Source organism: Lysinibacillus sp. NPDC047702 (genome assembly GCF_050272555.1).
Taxonomy (GTDB): domain Bacteria; phylum Bacillota; class Bacilli; order Bacillales_A; family Planococcaceae; genus Lysinibacillus.
The window spans coordinates 43,595-64,299 of the sequence record NZ_JBNNMG010000014.1 but is presented as its reverse complement, the minus strand read 5'-3'; the positions used below and the strand labels follow the sequence as shown (position 1 = coordinate 64,299).

Below are 20,705 nucleotides of genomic sequence, written 5' to 3'. Positions count from 1 at the left end.
AGCTATAAGCGTTTCATCCTATACGAAACACAATTTGAGGGATTAACTTTTATCCGATTATTAATATTAGATTTTTAAGAAGAATAGAATAGAGCAACGAACAACATAAAGGAGATGTAGTTGCTTGTCGAATTACTTACAACATGCAGTATTTGAGCATAGGTTTTGGCTGAGGATATTGAAAGATCATGCTCAATTTATTCATGATTCATTATATCCATCAGAGACAGAGGAAATTAAAAAAGCGAGCTCATTTATTCATCAATTTACACAGCTTCTTACTTATGTGAATTCAATAGATGCCAATAATGCGGTAGCCTTTTCAGTTACTGTTGATGATGCGGTAGAACAACTAAAGCAATTTAAATTTTATATCCTCAGAAAGCAATTAATAGGAAATATTAATATTCATCTATCGCCGACCTTTATTAATCATATGGTTAATGAATTAGAGGAGTATCAAATTGTTCTTAGCTATCTCAAAAAAGGGGAAGTCCCACCCATTTTTCATGAGCTACATCATCATTTACTCTGGCTTTTAGATGCATCAGGGCATGCAGGAATCATTAAAGATGATTTGGATGGGGTAGAAAAAAGATTGAAGCAAAAAAGCTATGAATTTGCTCAGCATTTTGATCAATTTTATTTGAAAGCGGTTGAGCTTACAGGTTATTTACGTTCAAATATAGACGCATTCCCCGCATTAAATCGCTTTAATAAAGAAGTAGAGCTAGAAATGACATTATTCAAAACCTTTTTACGGGAGTTAGAGGAAATGGAGCTAAGTGCAGAAGTATTAGGAACGTTTACAGCTCTTATGGCGGATCATATGCTGAGAGAGGAGCAATATTATTTATCGAAGCTAGCGCAATCTAGAGAGGTAGAATAACTGGTAAAGAGGCTATCTGACAACGAAAGAAGAGATAGCCTTTTAATTTTCTAAGGATGAATAAATACACTCGTGCCGATTGGAATAATGCTCGCTAGCTCCTCAACATCCTGATTATGCATGCGAATACAGCCATGCGATACGGCATGCCCAATAGAGCTTGGATCATTGGTTCCATGAATGCCGTAATGCTCCTTAGAAAGACTCATCCACATTGTGCCGAAGGGACCACCAGGGTTCGGAGCCTTATTTATAATAATAAAATAGCCGGTTGGTGTATCATGTAGCATTCTACCAACTGCAATGGGATACTGTTTTTGCAGAACATCATTTTTATATAATCGAAGCCAGCGATTATCTGTGGAAATTTCAATTTTATAAGGAATTGTATTGGGATTAGGGAAACCAGGGATAATTAGTTGCTGTCCGATATAAAGTGCATTTGGATTGATTTCTGGATTAGCTGCAATGATAGATGAAAGTGGTGTACGATAATCACTTGCTATTTGAGGCAATGTTTCTCCTGCGTTCACTGTATGAATCAATGGCATCACCTCCTATTGTTTTACTATAAGATATGCTAAGGGTATGAAAAAATCCGATAAAGTAGTACATAATAAGATATGATAAGCAGTAAATCCAGTAATTAAGGAGCTATAGCTAAATGAAAGAGTTTAAAATAACGTATTTCTTTGATGAAATGCATTATGTCAGGAGATTTATTCATATTGAGTCTCAGGAAAAGGCGGAAGCATTGGTACGAAGCGAACGGGATCAATATATATCCTTTACAGATAGTAGAGGAATATATCATGAACTGCATACAAAGCATGTGAGAGTTATACAAATTTCTGAATATCATCGTGTTGATAAAAGTGTAAAAATGAAAAACACATAATATACTCACCATTACACACATTAATGTAAAAGGAGTGTGAATAATGGATAAAGATAATTTACCACATGAAAAAAAGATGTTTATGAATTTAGCAAGTAAGGATAAGCCTGATATGGTTGATTCAGATAGGATTAGTATTTTTGATTTGCACGAAGATATGCAAACGGTAGACGCTATACCGATTGCAGAACTTAATAAAAAAGTGCAACGTGAAGGTGACGAACTAATTGAATTGCAGCCTGATGAATTATAGGAGGTCATAAATGCTATGAATAACCCAAATGAAGCCCAGTATACTGCTGCTAGTACCGATATTAATGATGTCAAAAGAAAAAATGCTGAGGCAGGCTTATCTTACAATGAGGTTAAAAAGCTTTTGGCTCAAAATGGCGGGCACGGTACAGAGAAGTATAGTGATACAGACGTAACAGAGGTAAAGCAGCAGATTCAGGGAAAAAAGCAATAAGTCGATTTTAGAGGGGTATGTATCTATGTACTCCTCTTTTGCTATTATGTAGAGTAATGACTAGGAGGTGTTTTGCCCAATGACAGTAGAGGAAAACAATTGTCCGTTATGTGGAAAAGATAATCATTGTGGTGTAATCCAAGGACAAAAGGATTGTTGGTGCATGACTGTGTATTTTCCTGAAGAAATTTTTCAAAAAGTGCCACAGGATTTACGCAAATGCATTTGTCAAAATTGTATGGATACATATAACAATACGAAATAAGCTTGATCGTAATGTAGAGAAGTGTAGCAAAAACGTCCAGTGAGCCATACTATACTCCTGACACGCTAAAATAATAAAAACATATTGTAAGAAGGAACTAATGATTATTCATTGGTACAATTGTCTACCGCACATCAACCTTTCAGGCATACATTACTCTGAAAGGAGTGTGTCTAATGACTAAATCAATTGAACTCAGTAATGTAACAAAGGCGTATTTAGAGGAATATAAACGAATCCTCGATAAGATGATGCAGGGTATGACCTATGTGACCATTACATGTAGTATTTCTGAAAATTTTATTAAACAAATTATCCCACATCAAGTAGCTGCAATTAAGATGTCAGAAAATGTTTTACGCTTTACAACAAATATACCTGTTCAAAATCTTGCTTTAGAAATTATTAAAACAAGTACAGAGACGTTAGAATGTTTGGAAGCGATACAAAATAGATGCTGTATCGTCCAAAATTCGGAGTATGAATTGTATGAATATATGTGTGCCTATAAAGAAATTACTGAAGTGATGTTCCAGGCGATGTGCGCACCACCAGTCTCTAATAATATTAATATCAACTATTTAAGAGAAATGATTGTTCATCACCAGGGTGGGGTTCGACTGGCACAGAATGTGTTAAGATTCTGTATTTGCCAAGAGTTAATACCAATTCTAAGATGTATGATTGATACAATGTGCCAGCAGATTTGTGATATGGAAAAACTTCTAGATGCTTTAAAGGATTGTGAAAATTGCTAGCTTTATCGCAAAATAAGACCTATCGAAAAAAACGCTAAAATCAAAAGAAGATTTTGGCGTTTTTTCATAGTGTTGAAAAACTAAATGGTCAAGAGACTCTTTGTGAACACTCCTAAGTCAAATGAAGGTGATCTCCGTTCCAGGCTACTCGCTTTGCCGCTGACGCTTCGCTTTCGCGCAGAGCAAGGCTTCCTGTGGGCGAGCGACGAGCCGTTTCCTGCGCTAGAGGAACGAAGACTAAGTGCGTCACGTCCTGTGACAATTTATCTGTGCGAAAGCGTAGCGACAGCAACAACGCCTTCGTGACCAACATCGTGTTGGCCTCAGGGTCTCGTCTGTCTCGTTATCGCACGGGAGTCGAGTAACCTTGCACTCCAATCAGCAATAGTGTAGAACTTTAAATATTTTCTTCCTTCAAAAGAAAAGTAAAAGCATGTTACTCACCATCATTAAATGGATACAATAGTGACACAATTCTATAGTTGTTGTCCTGCATTTTATGGATAAAACCACTTTGACTTTACATAAAGCCACTTATTGCTACCGCTCTGCTTTCGCATTGAAAAATGTTATCAAAGCTACATTTTTGCACAATATAATGATGGCTAAGACTTCAAACTTATCACTATACATTAGTGTGAAATGCCAATAGAAAATACTATGAGCAACGGTTGATTGGAGTGTAGACTGAGTGACTCCTTGGGGATTCAGCGTCACAGATGAGACCCTGGAGCGAGCAATGCGAGTGAAGCGGCTCATCGGACGCCCCCAGGAAAGCACTCAGTCGGAACGGAGATCAACCCCTCGTTTTGAAAATGGGCTATACTTTTTAATTTATCACCTTGATGTCATCGACATAATAGTATTTCAACAACATGAAAAAAACGCTAAAATCAAAAGAAGATTTTGGCGTTTTTTGTTGAATATAAATAGATATGACAAAATGAAATTGTCAATAAGGTGTACAAAAGAATAAGAAAGTGTAAAGAATTTATAGAGATTCTATGCTAGTTTTTGTATTATTGGTAAAATGTATATGCTAATTTTCATTCATAATTATGATAATTGCTAATGGATGAAAAGGTGCCAAGTAATGGATAAGAATTGAAAAGAAAGCTTAATGAATTATAGATTGTGATGATTGTATTTAACATTAAGGGAGTGAGCCATTATGTTCAAAAGAAAGAAAATTAATCTAGACTATGATTATTTTTCAGCCGAAAAAAATTCAGACATTGAGGCAAATGAGCGTTTTAAAGAAAAACTAGATTTCCTCGCATTATCTAGAATTAGAAGAGAATCTGTAAGTTTCTTAAGAAAAATTTACGAAAATAATAGGAGGGAAATATTAGATAACTTTTACGATCGTTTATTAGAAATACCAGAATTCAATCATGTTATCAATACGCACTCAACTGTGGAACGCTTAAAAGGCTTATTCGACAATCATTTTATCAGCTTGTTTGATGATGAGCTGGACTTAGACTATGTGTTTAAAAGACGGAAAATTGCTTATGTTCATGCACGAATCGGTGTTTTGCCAAACTGGATGATTTCTGCCTATACGCTTATAAATCAATTAATTATCCCATTGATTGTGAAGGAATTATCCCGTGATCAGGATAAAATGCTTGATGTATTACTGTCTTATGATAGTTTAGTAACGATTGACCAACAAATTATTCTTGAGACATACATTGAAATTCAAGGAGGCTCAGTAGTCAATGGCTTAGGCGAGATTATTACATATAATACGCAATTAGACTCAATTAAAGAGCTTATTGAATTTCAAGATATTCAACAAAAGGAAATCATTGCGGTGGACAACTCCATGCATGATTTAGATGCAAGTATAGAGGAAATAGCAGCTTCTGTAGGGGATATTTCCACTCATACAAAACAGGCATTAAAAAAATTAAACGGGGATTTAGAATCACTACAGCAAGTTTCTTCCATTTTACAGTCAACAGATGAAGGTCATAAGTCCATGCAAGGGGATATTGTTCGCTTAGTTGATCGAGTTAACAGTGTAGCGAAGCTAATGGAGCTGATTAAAAGAATCGCAGACCAAACAAATTTATTGGCACTGAATGCTTCGATTGAGGCTGCACGTGCAGGTGAGGCTGGTAAAGGCTTTGCTGTAGTAGCAGAAGAGGTTCGAAAGCTAGCAGATGATACAAATACATCGGTAAAATCCATTCATACTGATATTCAGGAGCTGCTGCTTATTACAAATAATATTAGTAACTTAACAAATCAATTTTCACAGGATTTACATCAGGGTGTTACAGATACACTACAAATTTCACAAACGCTTACAGAATTAAATAAAAATCTTCAGCAGCAAGGAATACGCTTTGAGGAAATTGCGACAACAGCTAGGGCACAGGCAGAATCATCATCGGAAATTTCAGAGCGTAATCGAAATATGACGGAGAGCATGCAAAAAAGTAAGGTGATTGTGTTTGATATGGGTTCTGCAATTTATAAGCTAAGTAAAATGATTGATGGTTATCGTTCATCCACTATTTCAAAAAACTTTATCATCAGTCAAGAGGATATAATTGAACTGGCAATTACAGACCATTTATTATGGCGCTGGAAAATATATAATTTATTGCTAGGCTTTGAAACAATGACTGAACAGGATGTTGGTTCTCCAAAGGAGTCTCGACTTGGCGAATGGTATTACGGTACAGGGAAAAAGCTGTTGAGTAATGAGCAAGCATACATTGTATTAGAGCGTCCTTTTATCCATGTGCATGAACTGGCAAAAAAGGCAGTTCATGAATATAATCGAGGTAATAAATCAGTGGCCGAAACTTATTTAACTGAAATAACAAAAGAATCCTATATTGTCATCGACAAACTAAAAGAGCTAAAGCAAATTTTAATGAACGAGAAAAAACAATATATACATTAATACAAAGGGGTCTTCCTATGCGGGAGAGCCCTTTCTATTTTCTTGCTTATGAAACACTTACCTTTTCAAGTATGGATGCACACATAAATGTTACTGTTCGTTTTTCGCTGTCATAGAGACACCACTCACGATGATCAACAACTGAGCCAACATTGATGCCATATTGCTTGTCCTGTAACACGATTGGTTGACCAAAACGAATTCGAATAGGTAGTTTTTTATTACCATGATAAAGACCAGATTCATGGCTATGTCCAAAGAAAAGGAGTGATTTTTTAAATGAAGGAAATGTTGGCTGCCATGACACGCTCCATTTAAATTGATGGCCATGCATTAGTAATGCCCCTTCAATTTCAATTGTTTCAGGTAGTTTTATAAATCGTTCAATGCCTGTTACACGAGTAATACGTTCCTCTTGATTACCACGAATTGAAGGAAACGTCAGTAAATTTTCAAAGTCTTTATTGACAATGGCAGCTTTTTGAAGTGATAAACCGGACACCGTCTGAGCCTTTTTCTTACTCACAGTACATTCATATAAATCACCTAAACCTATTATTTTAGCATCTTTGGCAGTTTGCTGAATATGAGCTAACACCGCCCTTGTATCTTCTATATTAGAATGTAAATCTCCTAAAAGTGCGTACTGCATTTTAACCAAGCCTTTCTTAAAATATTGTACAAGTATCATACACCTAACAGAAATTGATAGAAAAGTAAAATGTCTAAGTATATTTTGAAGCATGTCTTTCATATTTTCGAATAGGTAGAAAAATTGCCACCTTTTTGATAGCCTGCTAGAATATAATCATAATTTTCTGAAAATTATGCAGAGCCAAGACTAATTAGTGGTAGTTGATGTTAAAAATAAAAAATTGGGGGCTTATAATGACAATGCTAATGACGGATATTTTACAAAACTATGCTGTGCAACAACCTGAAGGAATTGCAACGTTGTATGATGGAAAAAGGTTAACCTATCAAGAATTTTTCAAATGTGCCGAAACTTTTGCGGCTTATTTACAAGAGCAAGGTTATAAGAAAGAAGATGTAATAGCCTTATATACATTGAATTCAGATTTATTTTTAATTGCGTATATCGGAGTTCAATTAGCAGGTTTTGTGGTTATGCCCATAAATACAAAATTAGCGGCTCCAGAAGTCGAATTTATTTTTAATCATTCAGAAGCAAAAGGACTCATTTATGATGAGCGATTAAATGAAATACTGGCGGATATTCCATATTCTTTTTCACATGCTGTTGGGTTTAAGGAAATGGAAAAAATTATAGAGAGTCATACTTGTCAGCGACGTTCTGTCAAATTGGTGAATGATGATACAGCAGTTGTTATGTATACATCTGGAACGACAGGTAAGCCAAAGGGAGTAATGCTAACACATCAAAATATTGTCTCAACGGCGAAAATATGGTCATCCTCGATGGATATGACGAAGGAAGATAGAATGTTTATTTGTACACCTTTATTTCACTGTGCAGGGCTTCATGTATTTGCAATGCCAATGTTTTATCAAGGCGGTACAGTTATCATTGAAGAAGCCTTTTCACCAGTAAATACATTAAAACAGCTTGCTACGACAGATGCGACAATCTTTTTCGGTGTTCCGTCGATGTATACGATGATTTTAAATACACCTGGCTTTATGGAACATACTTTTAAGCATTTGCGTTTATTATGTTATGGAGCAGCTCCGATGCCTTATGAGCTTGTGAAGCAAGTGAAAGAGGCATTTCTAAATGTCAAAGTTCAAAACCTATATGGTCAAACTGAAAATTCCCCCGCGGCTACTTCTCTTTTAGATATGGACGCATTAACAAAAATTGGGTCAGTAGGAAAACCATTGGCACAAACAGAGGTACGTGTAGTGGATAGCTTTGGAGAGTCTGTGCCGGCAGGTGAGGTAGGAGAAATTTGTGTAAGAGGACCACAAGTAATGAAGGGCTATCTTCGAAATACAGAAGAAACAGCTAGAACGATTAGAGATGGCTGGCTCTTATCAGGAGATTTAGGCCGTTTTGATGAAGAGGGCTACCTTTACATTGTTGATCGTAAAAAGGATATGATTATTCGCGGCGGCGAAAATATTTATCCAATTGAGGTAGAAGAAGTTTTATATCAGCTGTCTGAAATTTTAGAGGCAGCGGTAGTTGGACTGCCACATGAGGTATATGGTGAAGTACCAAAGGCATTTGTCGTATTAAAGGAAGGAAAAGCCCTTGATGAAGAATCCATATTGGCCTATTGTCAAAAGCAGCTTGCAAAATATAAAGTACCTTATGAGATTGAATTTTTAGCTGAACTGCCGCGTAATGCCTCAGGAAAGGTTTTAAAACATACCTTGCGTCCAAAGGTAAGTACGCATTAAATATTGTTAAAATAGAAAAAGGAAATCTCTGTGGATTGCGTTTCTTTAAAAAGACATAGATATTGTGTCTTGGGCTTCCGCTACCCTGTGTAAAAGCCTTGCAGAAAAGCAAAAAAAGTCGCAACATACACAAAGATTTCCTTGCGCATTTTGAAGCAGGTTCATTAAAGAAAGATAAAATAGGAACGACTATGAAATTAGCGTATAATAGAGTCTACGACAAATTGAAATATAGATTTGAAGTGAAGGTCTTCAAAATAGAATAGGAGCGGAATTTGTCTTGTGGACGGGGTATAAACGCTTTTTATTAATAAGTATTATCATCATTATGCTACTTTCAGGCTGTAATCAATTTTCGCAGCAGGAAAAGCAAAAAAGTGAACTAACTGTTTTAACTGTAGAGTTTAATAGTGGTGCACCTATCCCGAATCTTTATATAACGGTCACTGATGTGAAGACGGGAAAAATAGTTGAGGATGTAATTGGCTCTGATGAGGGAGAGGCAACCTTTTCAAAGTTAGTAGAGGGACAGAAATATGCTATTGCTGCAACTACGCTTGAAAATAGTATGGAAAATAACGGTTATACAACAATCGAAAATTTTACATACGATTCAACAAAGCCATATTATCGATTACAAACACACTTTTCAAGAGATGAGCAGGAATTGGATGTACCAGTTGTTATGCAAAATCCTGAGCTGCCACATGGCTGTGAAATTACATCGTTAACAGCTGTCTTAAATTATTATGGTATGAAAGTTACGAAGCTTGAAATGACTGATACGTATTTACCAAAGAAAAAAATTGACACTGAAAATGGGCAACGAATTGGCCCAAATCCAAATCAGGCTTTTGCAGGTGATCCTAGAGATAAAGCAAATGGTATGTATGTCTTTGCAGCTCCAATTGTCAAAGCAGCAGAGGCAGCAATAGCTGATAAACAGGCAAATTTACGTGTTACAAATATGAGTGGAGCCTCACAGGACGAAATTTTACAGCTTGTTCGGGAGGGCGTTCCCGTTGTGACTTGGGTTACATTGGATTTATCAGAGCCAAAGATAAAGTCAGACAAGGGCTGGATCTATGAGGGTGAATCAAAGTCGAGTGCCGCGTATATGAACTTGCATGCGGTTGTTTTAACAGGGCATTTAGGCGATAAAGTAGTTGTGATGGACCCATTAAAAGGCTATGTTACATACAATGTCGATCAATTTTTCAAAAGCTATAAAGAGCTAAGAAAACAAGCTGTTGCTGTGCATAAATAGATTCTAAGAAGCGTCAAAATGCAGGAGTATGTTAAACTTAGAAAAAAAGCTAAAGTGAGTTGAGTAGAATGGCTGTTACCCATGCTTTTTTACCGGTTTTATTAGGAGATGAAATGAATGCTTATGGCATGGCTAGAGCATTTTACGAATCCTATGGTGTAAAACCACTTGCAGTAAATCATACAAATATGGCGAAAATACAACAAAGTGATTTACTCACATTTCGTGAAGTACCAAGACTGAATATTGAAGAACGTTTTGTAATTGCTTTAAAGGCAATCGCAGAGGAATTTGCTGATAAAAAACTACTATTGTTGGCCTGTGATGAATTTTATGTGAAAAAAATAGTGCAACATAAAGAGGAGCTAGCAGAGCTTTTTATCATACCTTATGTAGATATTACACTAGCCAATCAACTATTAACGCGTGAGAGTATGTATGAGCTTTCAGCAAAATTTGGCTTTCAGTATCCTGCGATGCATGTTTGTACGGTTAATGACTATGAGGAATTTGAAATTCCCTTTGAATATCCAGTTGTCATTAAACCAATGAATATGACAAAGTATGCTACATGTATTTTTCCAGGTAAGAAAAAGGTATATATTGCATATGATAATGAGGAAAAGGATGCAATTTTCCAGGCTATATATAAGGAATCTGCCTATAGAGATGACTTGATGGTACAGCAATATATTCCAGGTGAGGATGCCAATATGCGTGTCGTTAATGCCTATGTAGGGCAAGATGGACAAGCGAAGCTACTAGCTATAGGTAATCCCATTTTAGAGGAGCATTCTCCCGATGGAATAGGTCGCTATGTAGCGATTATGACGATATATGATAGGGATTTAATGGATCAAGTCAAAGAATTTTTGGAGGAAATACAATTTCAGGGCTTTGCCACGTTTGATATGAAGTATGATGAACGTGATGGGCAATATAAGCTATTAAGTATTGAATTACATAATGAGCTTTCAAATTATTATGTGACAGCAAGCGGTTATAATTTAATGCAATACGTTGCAGATGATTTTATCCGTGGTAGCAAGCTACAGCTGACTTATGTGCAAAACAAGCATCTTTGGACAATTGTGCCAAACGGTGTACTTTTTAAATATGTTCAAAATGAACAACTTGTGATTGAGGCAAAGAGCCTGATTCGACAAGGGCTAGCAACTGACTCCATTTTCAATTATAAGGATATGAATGCTAGGCGTTGGCTGAACATAACGCTCGATAATTTAAGTTTTTATCGAAAATATAAGAAATATTTTAACAACAAAGGTCTGTCTAACTCATGAAAAAACAAACTTTAGGTATTATTGGTGGCGTCGGTCCACTTGCAACAATGTTTATCGGTGAAATGATTGTAAGACGTACAAAGGCAACGAAGGATCAGGAGCATCTGCATACTATTATTGATAATGATACAAATATTCCTGATCGTACTGCCTTTATTTTAGATCAAACAAAAGAAAATCCTGTTCCAGTAATTATAGATGATGCAAGAAAGCTTGCTTCAATTGGGGCAAATATGATTGCTATTCCGTGTAATACGGCACATACCTTTTATGATGAAATTGCTGAGGGCTCTCCAGTTCCAGTGCTTCATATGATACGAGAAACAGCAAAACGAGCCTATGATTTAGGTGCAAAGCGTGTGGGTATTTTAGCAACAACCGGCACTTTAACATCACGTATGTATCAGACTGCATTAGAGGAATACGATCTAACACCTGTTGTTCCAGATGAGCCAATCAAGGAAAAAGTGATGTCAATTATTTACGACTTTGTTAAGGCTGGAAAGGATGTCTCTTCAGAGGAATGGCAGCCGATAGAAGAGGCCATGCTAGCACTTAATTGTGATCGTATTGTTTTAGGCTGTACTGAATTATCGATTGTAAATAGAGATTTAAAACTAAGTGACAAATATATTGATTCATTAATTGTTTTGGCAGAATGTGCAATTTTGTCATGCGGCTATGAATTAGTAGATTAACCAGATAAAAATCTGCTCGCTTTTCGCAGGTAAGCCCCAAGCCTTCAATAGAGCGCAAGAGGCTTACATTCCATGCGTGAGGTTTGCAGATTTTTTAGTTATTAGGTTTCACTTAATGAATTTGTGAAACGATTATCAAATGGTTTACGTACATATGAAGTAGGAAAATGCTTAGTGTGTTAAACTAGTCTCAAGCAGATAGAAGGTGGGAAATAACATGTCAGTAATAAACTTATTAAATGAAGTATTACAAGCAAAATGGAAATTTGAAGAACCGATGAAAATTCAAGAGGAAATGATTCCAGCAATGCTTGATGGGAAAGATATTGTGGCAGAATCGCCGACTGGATCGGGAAAGACTTTAGCCTATGTGTTGCCTTTGTTAAATAAGGTAAATGGTGCAAAAAAACAAACACAAGGACTTATTGTAGCCCCATCACAGGAGCTGGCTATGCAAATCGTAGAGGTTATCCGTGAATGGACAGTAGGCTCAGATATTACAGTTCAGCAATTAATTGGTGGCGCAAATGCTGCACGTCAAATTGAAAAGCTAAAGAAAAAACCGACAATCGTTGTTGGAACGCCTGGTCGATTAAATGAATTAGCACGTGCAGGAAAATTAAAGCTTAAAGAAATTGAAACAATTATTCTAGATGAATGTGACCAGTTGCTTAGCCGAGAATATCGTGTGGTTGTAAAATCCTTTATCGAAGGCTCAGCATATGGGCGACAAGTAGTTGTTGTCTCTGCAACGATTACAGAGGAGATTGAGTTAGTGGCTAGCCGCATGATGTTCGAGCCAGTACGCTTTAAAATAAAGCCAGAGGATATGGTGAAGGTTGGTAAGGTAGTACATTCCTTTATCAAGGTCGAAGAGCGAGATAAAACTGATTTCCTACGTCGCTTATCACATACAGAAGGGTTACGTGCATTAGCTTTTGTAAACAATATCGACCAATTATTAATGAAAGAAACGAAGCTACAATATCGTTCTGCACCAATTGTGACACTACATTCTGACATGAAAAAAGAAGAGCGTAAAAAGGCATTAGATGCATTCCGCAAGGGAGAGGCACGTATTTTAATTGCTACAGATATTGCAGCACGAGGTTTAGATATTGCAGGTTTAACACATGTTATTCATGTTGATGTACCAAGAACGATCGAGCAATACTTACATCGTTCAGGACGTACAGGGCGTGCAGGAGCAGATGGTGAGGTATTAACGTTATTAGCTTATCGAGATGAAAAAACGTATAAAAAATGGACAAGAGAAATTCCAGGCAAACCTGTGCAAAAGGTATGGCATGATGCCAAGCTAGTAGAAGGAAATTCAAAAACAATTGGACAAAAGCGAGGTTAACTAATATGACATTTGAAGAAAAATTACAAGCATATGCAGAGCTTGCAGTAAAAGTTGGTGTTAATATTCAACCAGGGCAATACTTATTAGTCAATACTTCAGTGGAAGCACTAGATTTTGCTCGTTTGGTAGTGAAAGAGGCTTATAAGGCTGGAGCAGGACGTGTTCACGTAAACTTTTCTGATGATGTAATGGATCGAGCTTATTTCGAGCATGCCTCAGATGAAGAATTCAATCGTTTCCCTGAATGGGTAGTGAAAATGCGTGATGAGCTAATCGAACGTAAGGGTGCTTTATTGTGGATTGATGCAGCAGATCCAGATAAATTAACAGGTATTCCAGCTGAACGTCTTGCAACACATCAAAAAGTATCTGGAGCAGCACTGAAAAATTATCGCAATGCTGTGATGAAGGATTTAATCGCGTGGTCTATTGTTGCAGTTCCTTCTCCGAAATGGGCAGCGAAGGTTTTCCCAAATTTAACAACTGAGGAACAGGTGCCAGCTTTATGGGAGGCAATTTTTAAAACTGTTCATATTGGTGAGGGCAATGCGGTTGAAAATTGGCGTGGACATGTTGTGAATTTAGAATCTCGTGCGGCGCTGCTTAATCAAAAAAAATATGCAAAGCTTCACTATACAGCACCTAGTACTGATTTAACAATTGCATTAGCTCCACAGCATAAATGGCTTACTGGTGGAAGTAAAACACCAGAGGATACTGTCTTTATTGCGAATATGCCGACAGAAGAGGTATATACGTTACCATTAAAGCAAGGTGTAAATGGTTATGTAAGCAATACAAAGCCATTAGTATACCAAGGTAATATTATTGATGGCTTTAAACTGACATTTGAAGAAGGCAAAATTATCAAGGCTGAGGCACAGGTAGGCCATGATTTATTACAGGAACTTATTCAGGTAGATGAGGGCTCATGCTATTTAGGTGAAGTAGCGCTAGTACCACATGAGTCTCCAATTTCAGCATCTGAGATTTTATATTTTAATACATTATTTGATGAAAATGCATCCAACCATTTGGCCATCGGTGAGGCGTATCCAACTTGCCTAGAAGGTGGCAGAGATTTAGAAAATGGACAGCTTGAGGCATTAGGTGCAAATATTTCAGTCACACATGAAGATTTTATGATTGGCAGTGGAGAGATGGATATTGACGGTATTTTACCAGATGGTACTGTGGAGCCAATTTTCCGCAAAGGTAGCTGGGCTTTTTAAATTCTGTTGATGTAAGGGAGAGGAGTTGAGCAGATGAAGCACTTACTAATGTTTGGTATAGCTCTATTTACAATGGTATTTGGTGTTTCATCTGCCTTTGCTCAAAGTGAAAATTACGTGGCTATCGGAGATTCCTTGGCAGCCGGTCAAACGCCCTATCAAGAGATTGATCGCGGCTATAGTGATTTTATTGCCATGAGGTTGGGCATGACTGGGCAATTAAGTAACTATACAAAGGAGCTCGCTTTCCCAGGCTTTACAACAACAGATGTACTGAAACGGATAAAATCTAAGGAAGCAAGTGATCTTTTAGCAGATGCTACTCTAATTACAATTTCGGCAGGCGCCAATGATTTATTGCGTCTTGTGCAGGTCAATCCAACTGCTGGTACTTTAGCCTTTTCACAGCTGCAAACGGATTATGCGTTAAACATTGCCAGAAAAAATATGGTGGAGATCTTAAAGGAATTAACAGTACGTGCACCTAAAGCAAAGGTCTATGTGATGGGGTATTATTTTGCTTATCCAAATGTGCACACTACGCAAAAAGAAGGCACAAATAAACAGCTAATAAAGCTAAATACAATTTTACAACAGCAGGCAGAACATGCTGGAGCAACTTATGTAAATGTGTATGATGCTTTTGGCTTAAACGCTACAAATTTTTTACCAAATATTGCTGATGTACATCCGAATTTTGAGGGTTATCGTCAAATGGCCAATGCATTTTTGTATGAATTTAGTGGAGGAAGTGCATTAGCAATATCCTCTAATGAATTGCCTAAGCCTCATCCTAAATCGTTTGAGGAGATTTTAGAAAAACAAGAAGAATCTCCGGATACGCGAGAAGAGAAGGAGAAATCTGATCCTATAGCACGAACCATTCGAGGATTTATCGGATATGCAGCCTTTATAGAAAAAGTGAGAGCAATTTAATAAAAAATTAAAAGGGTATCTATTTAATTAGAGATGCTCTTTTTTTCATGGAATATTGGATAGAAGAGCAAAAGTGACGGATAGAACTTTCAAATCAACGGATAGAAGAACTGAAATGATGGATAAAACAATACTAATAAAAGGTAAATCAAACATTCTAGTAGTCGTGATAGAATGGAGATAGATTGGAGGCGCAAAGAATGAAAATATTTCATACAGCAGATTGGCATTTAGGAAAGCTGGTACAGGGAGTCTATATGACGGATGATCAGCGCTATATTTTACAGCAATTTATGCAAGCCATTGATGAAGAAAAGCCTGATGTTATCATTATAGCAGGTGATTTATATGACCGTTCAATGCCCCCTATAGAGGCCGTTAATTTACTAAATGATGTTTTGGCAGAAATTGTGCTTGATAAAAAAATTCCGGTGTTAGCGGTTGCTGGGAACCATGATAGTGCTGGTCGATTGAATTTTGGTAGCAGCCTGATGCGTGATAGTGGATTACATATAAAAGGTCAATTTACGAAGGATCATGCTCCAATTATTTTAACTGATGACTTTGGTGATGTACATTTTCATCTTGTACCATATGCTGAGCCTGCGTCAGTACGTACAATTTTAGGAGATGATACAATTCGTTCTCACCAAGATGCGATGCAAAAAATTATCGACCATATTGGACAGAGCTTAGATTCAACAAAACGACATGTATTTGTAGGGCATGCCTTTGTAACGAAGTATGGTGAGGAGGAAGCGAATACGAGTGATTCAGAGCGCCCGCTATCAATAGGAGGCTCTGATTGTATAGATGCAACGTTATTTAAGCCATTTCATTACACGGCACTTGGCCATTTACATAAAGCACATTTTGTGTTGAATGAAAAAATTCGCTATGCTGGCTCTCCATTGAAATATTCATTGTCTGAGCATTTACATGAGAAGGGTTTTTTAATCGTTGAGCTAGATGCACAGGGAGATATTACTGTTACAAAACGAAAGCTTCTACCGAGACGAGATTTACGCGTAGTAGAGGGCTTGATGGATGATTTATTAACATTACCTTCAAATGAAGATTATATATTTGTCCGTTTAACAGATACGACGCCAGTGGCTTCACCGATGGAACGTATTCGTACGGTGTTTCCTCATGCAATGCATGTCGAGCGTAAAGCCATGCGTCCAGAAATACGACATGAAATTCAAGCAGTTGAGACGGAAAAGGTAGATGACATTGATTTATTCCGTTCATTTTTTACAGATATAATTGGTATAGAGCCGGATCAAGATACAGAGCGTCTATTTACAGAGATGTTGCAGGAATTATTAGATGAGGAGCGAGAAACAGTAAAATGAAGCCATTAATGTTAACAATTACTGCATTCGGTCCATATAAAAACACAGAAATAATTGATTTTCAACAGCTTGGTGACCATCGCTTATTTGCGATTTCTGGTAAAACAGGTGCTGGCAAAACAACTATTTTCGATGCTATTTGTTATGCACTTTATGGATCAGGCAGCGGTGAGGATCGTCAGGATACAGCTATGCTACGAAGCGGTTTTGCAGAGGATGATGTTTACACTGCGGTAGAGCTCACTTTTGAAATGGATGGTAGAGTTTATCAAATTTTACGCCAGCCTGGCCATATCAAAGCAAAAAATAAAAGTGTTACAGGTAAGAAAATTGAATTGGCTGAAGTTAAAGAAGGTAAACTTGATTTTGGTATTGTAGAAAAGCAGCAAACACTTGAGGTAGATAAAAAGTTACAGGAAATAATAGGTCTGACAAAGGATCAGTTTAGTCAAATTGTTATGCTGCCACAAGGAGAGTTCCGTAAGCTATTAACCTCTGATTCTACAAACAAAGAGGTTATATTACGTAAAATATTTAAAACAGATCGCTTCGGTGCAATGACTAAAAAACTAGATGCAAAACGGAAAGAAGCAGAAAGTGATTTACTACGAGCTCAACAATTAAAGGAACATTTACTTGGTCAAATTGCAGGAGCCTTACCACAGCGAGCATCCTTTTTATTTACTTGTATAAATGATAATACCGAAAACATGCATCAAGTGAAAAAGGCACTAGAAGAGGAACATGCCTACTATGTCGAGTGTATTCAAGTAGAACAGCAACGCTATGATGAAGCCTATGCTCATCACCAAAAAGAACAAGAATATTATAGTATGGCAAAAACGCTGAATGAGCAGTTTGATGAGCAATCCAAACGCCAAAACAAACTGCAAGCATTACTACAGGAACAGGATGTGTATGCTGTAAAGGAACGTGAGATTGCTTTGGCAGAGAAAGCTGAACGTCTAGTGTTACTTGAGCAACAATGCATTGATTTACGCAATGAGCAAAATAGAAAAGAACAATCCTATCAGCAAGCGGTGATAGAACAGCAAAAGGCGGAGACTCAGCTGATAGTTGCACAGGAACAGTTTAACGTTGAAGAGGAAAAAGAGCCTGAACGTCAGCAACTTCTACAGCAAGAAATACAACTCCAAGCATTATTACCGAAATTTGAAGCGTATGAACATAATCTTCAGCAAATGCAAATAGCTGAGCAATACGTCGTAACAGCCAAACGGGCACTGGCAGATAATGTTGCATTGCTAGAAAATGAACAAAACCAATTAAAGCAATTAACAATAACAATGGAACAATATGAAAAACAACTAGAACCGTATGAAGGATATTTAGAGCAGCTGCCGAAGCTAAAGGAGCAAGTATCATTATTAGCGCAAGTTGAAAAATATACGAAAGCAGTAGAGACAATAGAGCAGGATGTAATGACTGCTAATGTCCATAACCGAGAAAGTAAACAAGCACTTCAAAAGCTGGAGCAGCAATGGATTACTAGCCAGGCAAGTATTTTAGCACAGCAACTTAAAGATGGGGAGCCATGCCCAGTTTGCGGTAGCACAACACACCTCGAAACACATTTAGAACAATTTGAGGGTATTGAATTAGCACAAGTGGAAGCTCTACGGTTAAGGGCAGCAACCGATGAACGTAAGTTTTTGGAAAAAGAAGCTTTATTGAATTCAACCAAGGAGCTTTTACACGGTGCACTTGCGCAGTTGGAGACTAATCATATCGATCAATCCAATCAAACAGAAATAGTTACTTCCTTACAAAATGTAGAGCAGCAAATTACCATTTTAAAAGTAGTGAATCAGCAATTAGCTAGTGTACGCATAAAACAAAAGCATCAACGTGGAAGTCTGGAGTTGCTACAAGAAAAGAACATAAAGCTGGAACAATACTTTGTTGATCAGACGAAGGAATTAACAAAACAACAGGCAATTGTGGAGGAGCAGCAAAATCATATCCCTAAAAATATTAAGACGTTACAGGCGTTAAAACAGGCAATTGGGGATATATCGTCACAAAAGGCAGTATTACAAACTGCATGGCATGCCAGCCAGCAAAACCTACAATCTTCGAAGGAAGCAGCGAATAGTGCTAAAATGGCTGTAGAAATAACTAAACAGACTTTCGAGGAATTAAAGCTGAAAATGGATGAAAAGCACGAGCATTTTTCAGAAAGTATGAAGAAGGCAGGCTTTGGAAGTTTTGAAGAGTTTACTGTAGCAAAGCGTAGTGAGTTTCAATTAGAGGCTTTACGGAAGGCTTGTAGCGATTATGCTCTACAAATACACACATTGCAGGTACAAATTACTGAGGGAACAAAACATCTTCAAGGAAAAGAAAAGCAAGATTTAACGTTAATGGAAGAAAGGCTAGAAATGCACCGTGCAGCATATGAGGAAGCATTTAAAATATTGCAGCAAATGAAGGGATTTGCAAAAGCTTGCGAAGATTTTGTTGAAAGAATTGAAGAAACAGCACAAGAGATTCGTTTACTTGAAAAAGAAGCGGGGCGAGTAAAGGAGCTTTATGCAATGCTAAATGGTCAGAATACGAAAAAGCTATCCTTTGAACGCTATATTCAAATTAACTATTTAGATAAAATTACAGAAGCAGCAAATGTACGTTTACTGCATTTATCCAATGGACAATTTGAGCTTCGACGTTCTGATCGATTAGAGAAGCATGCTAAGCAAAGTGGTTTAGGGCTAGACGTTTATGATGCCTATACAGATCAATTACGAGATGTGAAAACATTATCTGGTGGAGAAAAGTTCAATGCATCATTAAGTCTTGCTCTCGGTATGGCAGATGTGATTCAAAGCTTTCAGGGGAATATTCATATTGAAACAATGTTTATCGATGAGGGCTTCGGGTCACTTGATGAAGAAGCGTTAAATAAAGCAATTGATACATTGATTGATTTACAGGATTCTGGACGCATGATCGGTGTCATATCTCACGTTGCAGAGTTAAAGGCTACAATGCCTGCTGTGTTACATGTTGAAAAAACAATGAATGGCTATAGTCAAACTTATTTTGAAGTGAAATAGAGGCTGGGACATAACTAAATGGTTCTTTAATAAAGTCGAATAATCTCTAAATTAACAAAACAGAAAAATAGATAAACCGAACTATTCCGAAACACTTCATGAGCGTTTCATAGGATAGTTCGGTATTTTTGTTGGCTGAAAAACTTTTGTTCCTGCCTCTTTATTCTATAAATCCTCAATAATAATATAGGTCATGTAAATTGGACCATGAACTCCAACGACTAAAATCATTTCAATATCAGCAGAGTTACTAGGACCAGAAATAAAATTAACGCAAGAGGCGAGAGTTTCTCCATTTTGTAGACGCTCTCGAATTTGTATTGCTGCCTGTGTCATTCGAGGCACAATAGAGCTTTTTGGTATTAGGATAATAGACTTGGTAGGTAAGAAACTAACAGTACGACCGTGATTTGGATTGCTAAAAAGTACAGCTGTACCGGATTCCGCTAGCGTAATATCACTAATTGTAATTCCAATATTTGATTTCTCTACTAGTGCTATATTATCCCTGCCAATCGTTGGGTCCCAAGTGTGTAGTTCGATTTGCTTTTTAGGTAATGTATCTGAAAACAGCCCCGTCAGACCATAAGCGTCAAATCGTTCATCCTGCCAAGTCATAATTGACCCACCATCATATTCGTCAATGACTTTTTCCAGTGTCATAGCTAAATCAGAAGAGGATGTGACAACGCAGTTCGTATTGATACGTGTGCATTGTTTTTGTAAGATGATCAACAGCTCATCCTGAGATAAGTTTTGTAATGTTTTATGTTGTGGTGAATATCGCCATTGAGGACGCTCTACATGCACTGGTATAGATAATCGTTGAAGTCTAGAAGATAATTGACGAATAAATGTCTCACGATTTTGAATTTTGCCTACCATT

At 37.1% G+C, this 20,705-nt stretch carries 20 protein-coding genes; 16 read left to right on the top strand and 4 right to left on the bottom strand.

Annotation, left to right across the window (positions count from 1 at the left end; genetic code table 11):
• Window positions 1-124: 124 nt before the first annotated feature.
• The gene (locus ACQKIM_RS09750) at window positions 125-889 is read left to right on the top strand and encodes a DUF2935 domain-containing protein (RefSeq protein ID WP_427542626.1); all 765 of its coding nucleotides are present in this window, start codon (window positions 125-127) and stop codon (window positions 887-889) included.
• A gap of 50 nt (window positions 890-939) precedes the next feature.
• Here the strand turns inward: ACQKIM_RS09750 and ACQKIM_RS09745 are convergent, their stop codons facing one another.
• Window positions 940-1,434, bottom strand: coding sequence for a L,D-transpeptidase family protein (locus tag ACQKIM_RS09745; RefSeq protein WP_427542623.1), 495 nt, complete (start codon window positions 1,432-1,434; stop codon window positions 940-942).
• 119 nt (window positions 1,435-1,553) lie between these two features.
• On the opposite strand from ACQKIM_RS09745, the gene ACQKIM_RS09740 reads away from it, so the two are divergent.
• The 5 genes from ACQKIM_RS09740 to ACQKIM_RS09720 all read left to right on the top strand — a co-directional run bounded on the left by ACQKIM_RS09740 (window position 1,554) and on the right by ACQKIM_RS09720 (window position 3,276).
• Window positions 1,554-1,787 carry a hypothetical protein gene (locus tag ACQKIM_RS09740; RefSeq protein WP_427542620.1) on the top strand — a complete coding sequence of 78 codons (234 nt, stop codon included), beginning with the start codon at window positions 1,554-1,556 and terminating at the stop codon, window positions 1,785-1,787.
• A 43-nt stretch (window positions 1,788-1,830) separates the two neighbouring features.
• Window positions 1,831-2,040, top strand: a complete 210-nt coding sequence (locus ACQKIM_RS09735) for a hypothetical protein (RefSeq protein WP_427542617.1) — start codon at window positions 1,831-1,833, stop codon at window positions 2,038-2,040.
• A 15-nt stretch (window positions 2,041-2,055) separates the two neighbouring features.
• Window positions 2,056-2,253 carry a gamma-type small acid-soluble spore protein gene (locus tag ACQKIM_RS09730; protein ID WP_427542614.1) on the top strand — a complete coding sequence of 66 codons (198 nt, stop codon included), beginning with the start codon at window positions 2,056-2,058 and terminating at the stop codon, window positions 2,251-2,253.
• Between the two features lie 79 nt (window positions 2,254-2,332).
• On the top strand, window positions 2,333-2,518 hold the full coding sequence (locus tag ACQKIM_RS09725) for a cysteine-rich CWC family protein (protein ID WP_427542611.1): 186 nt from the start codon (window positions 2,333-2,335) through the stop codon (window positions 2,516-2,518).
• Between the two features lie 176 nt (window positions 2,519-2,694).
• Complete coding sequence (locus ACQKIM_RS09720; RefSeq protein WP_427542609.1) at window positions 2,695-3,276, top strand: DUF305 domain-containing protein; 582 nt, start codon at window positions 2,695-2,697, stop codon at window positions 3,274-3,276.
• A gap of 540 nt (window positions 3,277-3,816) precedes the next feature.
• Here ACQKIM_RS09720 and ACQKIM_RS09715 read toward each other — a convergent pair.
• Window positions 3,817-4,035, bottom strand: coding sequence for a hypothetical protein (locus ACQKIM_RS09715; protein ID WP_427542606.1), 219 nt, complete (start codon window positions 4,033-4,035; stop codon window positions 3,817-3,819).
• Window positions 4,036-4,447: 412 nt separating this feature from the next.
• Between ACQKIM_RS09715 and ACQKIM_RS09710 the strand changes: the two genes are divergently transcribed.
• Window positions 4,448-6,199: a protoglobin domain-containing protein gene (locus ACQKIM_RS09710; protein WP_427542603.1), complete on the top strand. Its 1,752-nt coding sequence runs from the start codon at window positions 4,448-4,450 to the stop codon at window positions 6,197-6,199.
• A 46-nt stretch (window positions 6,200-6,245) separates the two neighbouring features.
• On the opposite strand, the gene ACQKIM_RS09705 is transcribed toward ACQKIM_RS09710, so the two are convergent.
• Window positions 6,246-6,851: a metallophosphoesterase family protein gene (locus tag ACQKIM_RS09705; protein ID WP_427542674.1), complete on the bottom strand. Its 606-nt coding sequence runs from the start codon at window positions 6,849-6,851 to the stop codon at window positions 6,246-6,248.
• A 236-nt stretch (window positions 6,852-7,087) separates the two neighbouring features.
• On the opposite strand from ACQKIM_RS09705, the gene ACQKIM_RS09700 reads away from it, so the two are divergent.
• From ACQKIM_RS09700 to ACQKIM_RS09660, 9 genes are all read left to right on the top strand, one after another.
• The gene (locus ACQKIM_RS09700; protein ID WP_427542600.1) at window positions 7,088-8,584 is read left to right on the top strand and encodes a class I adenylate-forming enzyme family protein; all 1,497 of its coding nucleotides are present in this window, start codon (window positions 7,088-7,090) and stop codon (window positions 8,582-8,584) included.
• Between the two features lie 280 nt (window positions 8,585-8,864).
• Entirely contained in the window at window positions 8,865-9,851 is a 987-nt protein-coding gene (locus ACQKIM_RS09695; RefSeq protein WP_427542597.1) for a C39 family peptidase, read from the top strand.
• 68 nt (window positions 9,852-9,919) lie between these two features.
• Window positions 9,920-11,152, top strand: a complete 1,233-nt coding sequence (locus tag ACQKIM_RS09690) for an ATP-grasp domain-containing protein (protein ID WP_427542594.1) — start codon at window positions 9,920-9,922, stop codon at window positions 11,150-11,152.
• Entirely contained in the window at window positions 11,149-11,850 is a 702-nt protein-coding gene (locus tag ACQKIM_RS09685) for an aspartate/glutamate racemase family protein (protein WP_427542591.1), read from the top strand. The genes ACQKIM_RS09690 and ACQKIM_RS09685 overlap by 4 nt, the downstream gene beginning before the upstream one ends.
• Window positions 11,851-12,067: 217 nt before the next feature.
• Window positions 12,068-13,213 carry a DEAD/DEAH box helicase gene (locus ACQKIM_RS09680; protein WP_427542588.1) on the top strand — a complete coding sequence of 382 codons (1,146 nt, stop codon included), beginning with the start codon at window positions 12,068-12,070 and terminating at the stop codon, window positions 13,211-13,213.
• 5 nt (window positions 13,214-13,218) lie between these two features.
• Window positions 13,219-14,448: an aminopeptidase gene (locus tag ACQKIM_RS09675; protein ID WP_427542585.1), complete on the top strand. Its 1,230-nt coding sequence runs from the start codon at window positions 13,219-13,221 to the stop codon at window positions 14,446-14,448.
• 33 nt (window positions 14,449-14,481) lie between these two features.
• The gene (locus ACQKIM_RS09670; protein ID WP_427542582.1) at window positions 14,482-15,384 is read left to right on the top strand and encodes an SGNH/GDSL hydrolase family protein; all 903 of its coding nucleotides are present in this window, start codon (window positions 14,482-14,484) and stop codon (window positions 15,382-15,384) included.
• Between the two features lie 200 nt (window positions 15,385-15,584).
• Window positions 15,585-16,742 (top strand): exonuclease SbcCD subunit D, encoded by a 1,158-nt coding sequence (locus ACQKIM_RS09665; RefSeq protein ID WP_427542579.1) that lies wholly within the window; start codon window positions 15,585-15,587, stop codon window positions 16,740-16,742.
• Window positions 16,739-19,819, top strand: a complete 3,081-nt coding sequence (locus ACQKIM_RS09660; RefSeq protein WP_427542576.1) for an SbcC/MukB-like Walker B domain-containing protein — start codon at window positions 16,739-16,741, stop codon at window positions 19,817-19,819. The genes ACQKIM_RS09665 and ACQKIM_RS09660 overlap by 4 nt, the downstream gene beginning before the upstream one ends.
• 165 nt (window positions 19,820-19,984) lie before the next feature.
• Here ACQKIM_RS09660 and ACQKIM_RS09655 read toward each other — a convergent pair whose 3' ends face one another.
• The gene (locus ACQKIM_RS09655) at window positions 19,985-20,704 is read right to left on the bottom strand and encodes a LutC/YkgG family protein (RefSeq protein WP_427542573.1); all 720 of its coding nucleotides are present in this window, start codon (window positions 20,702-20,704) and stop codon (window positions 19,985-19,987) included.
• Window position 20,705: the final 1 nt, after the last annotated feature.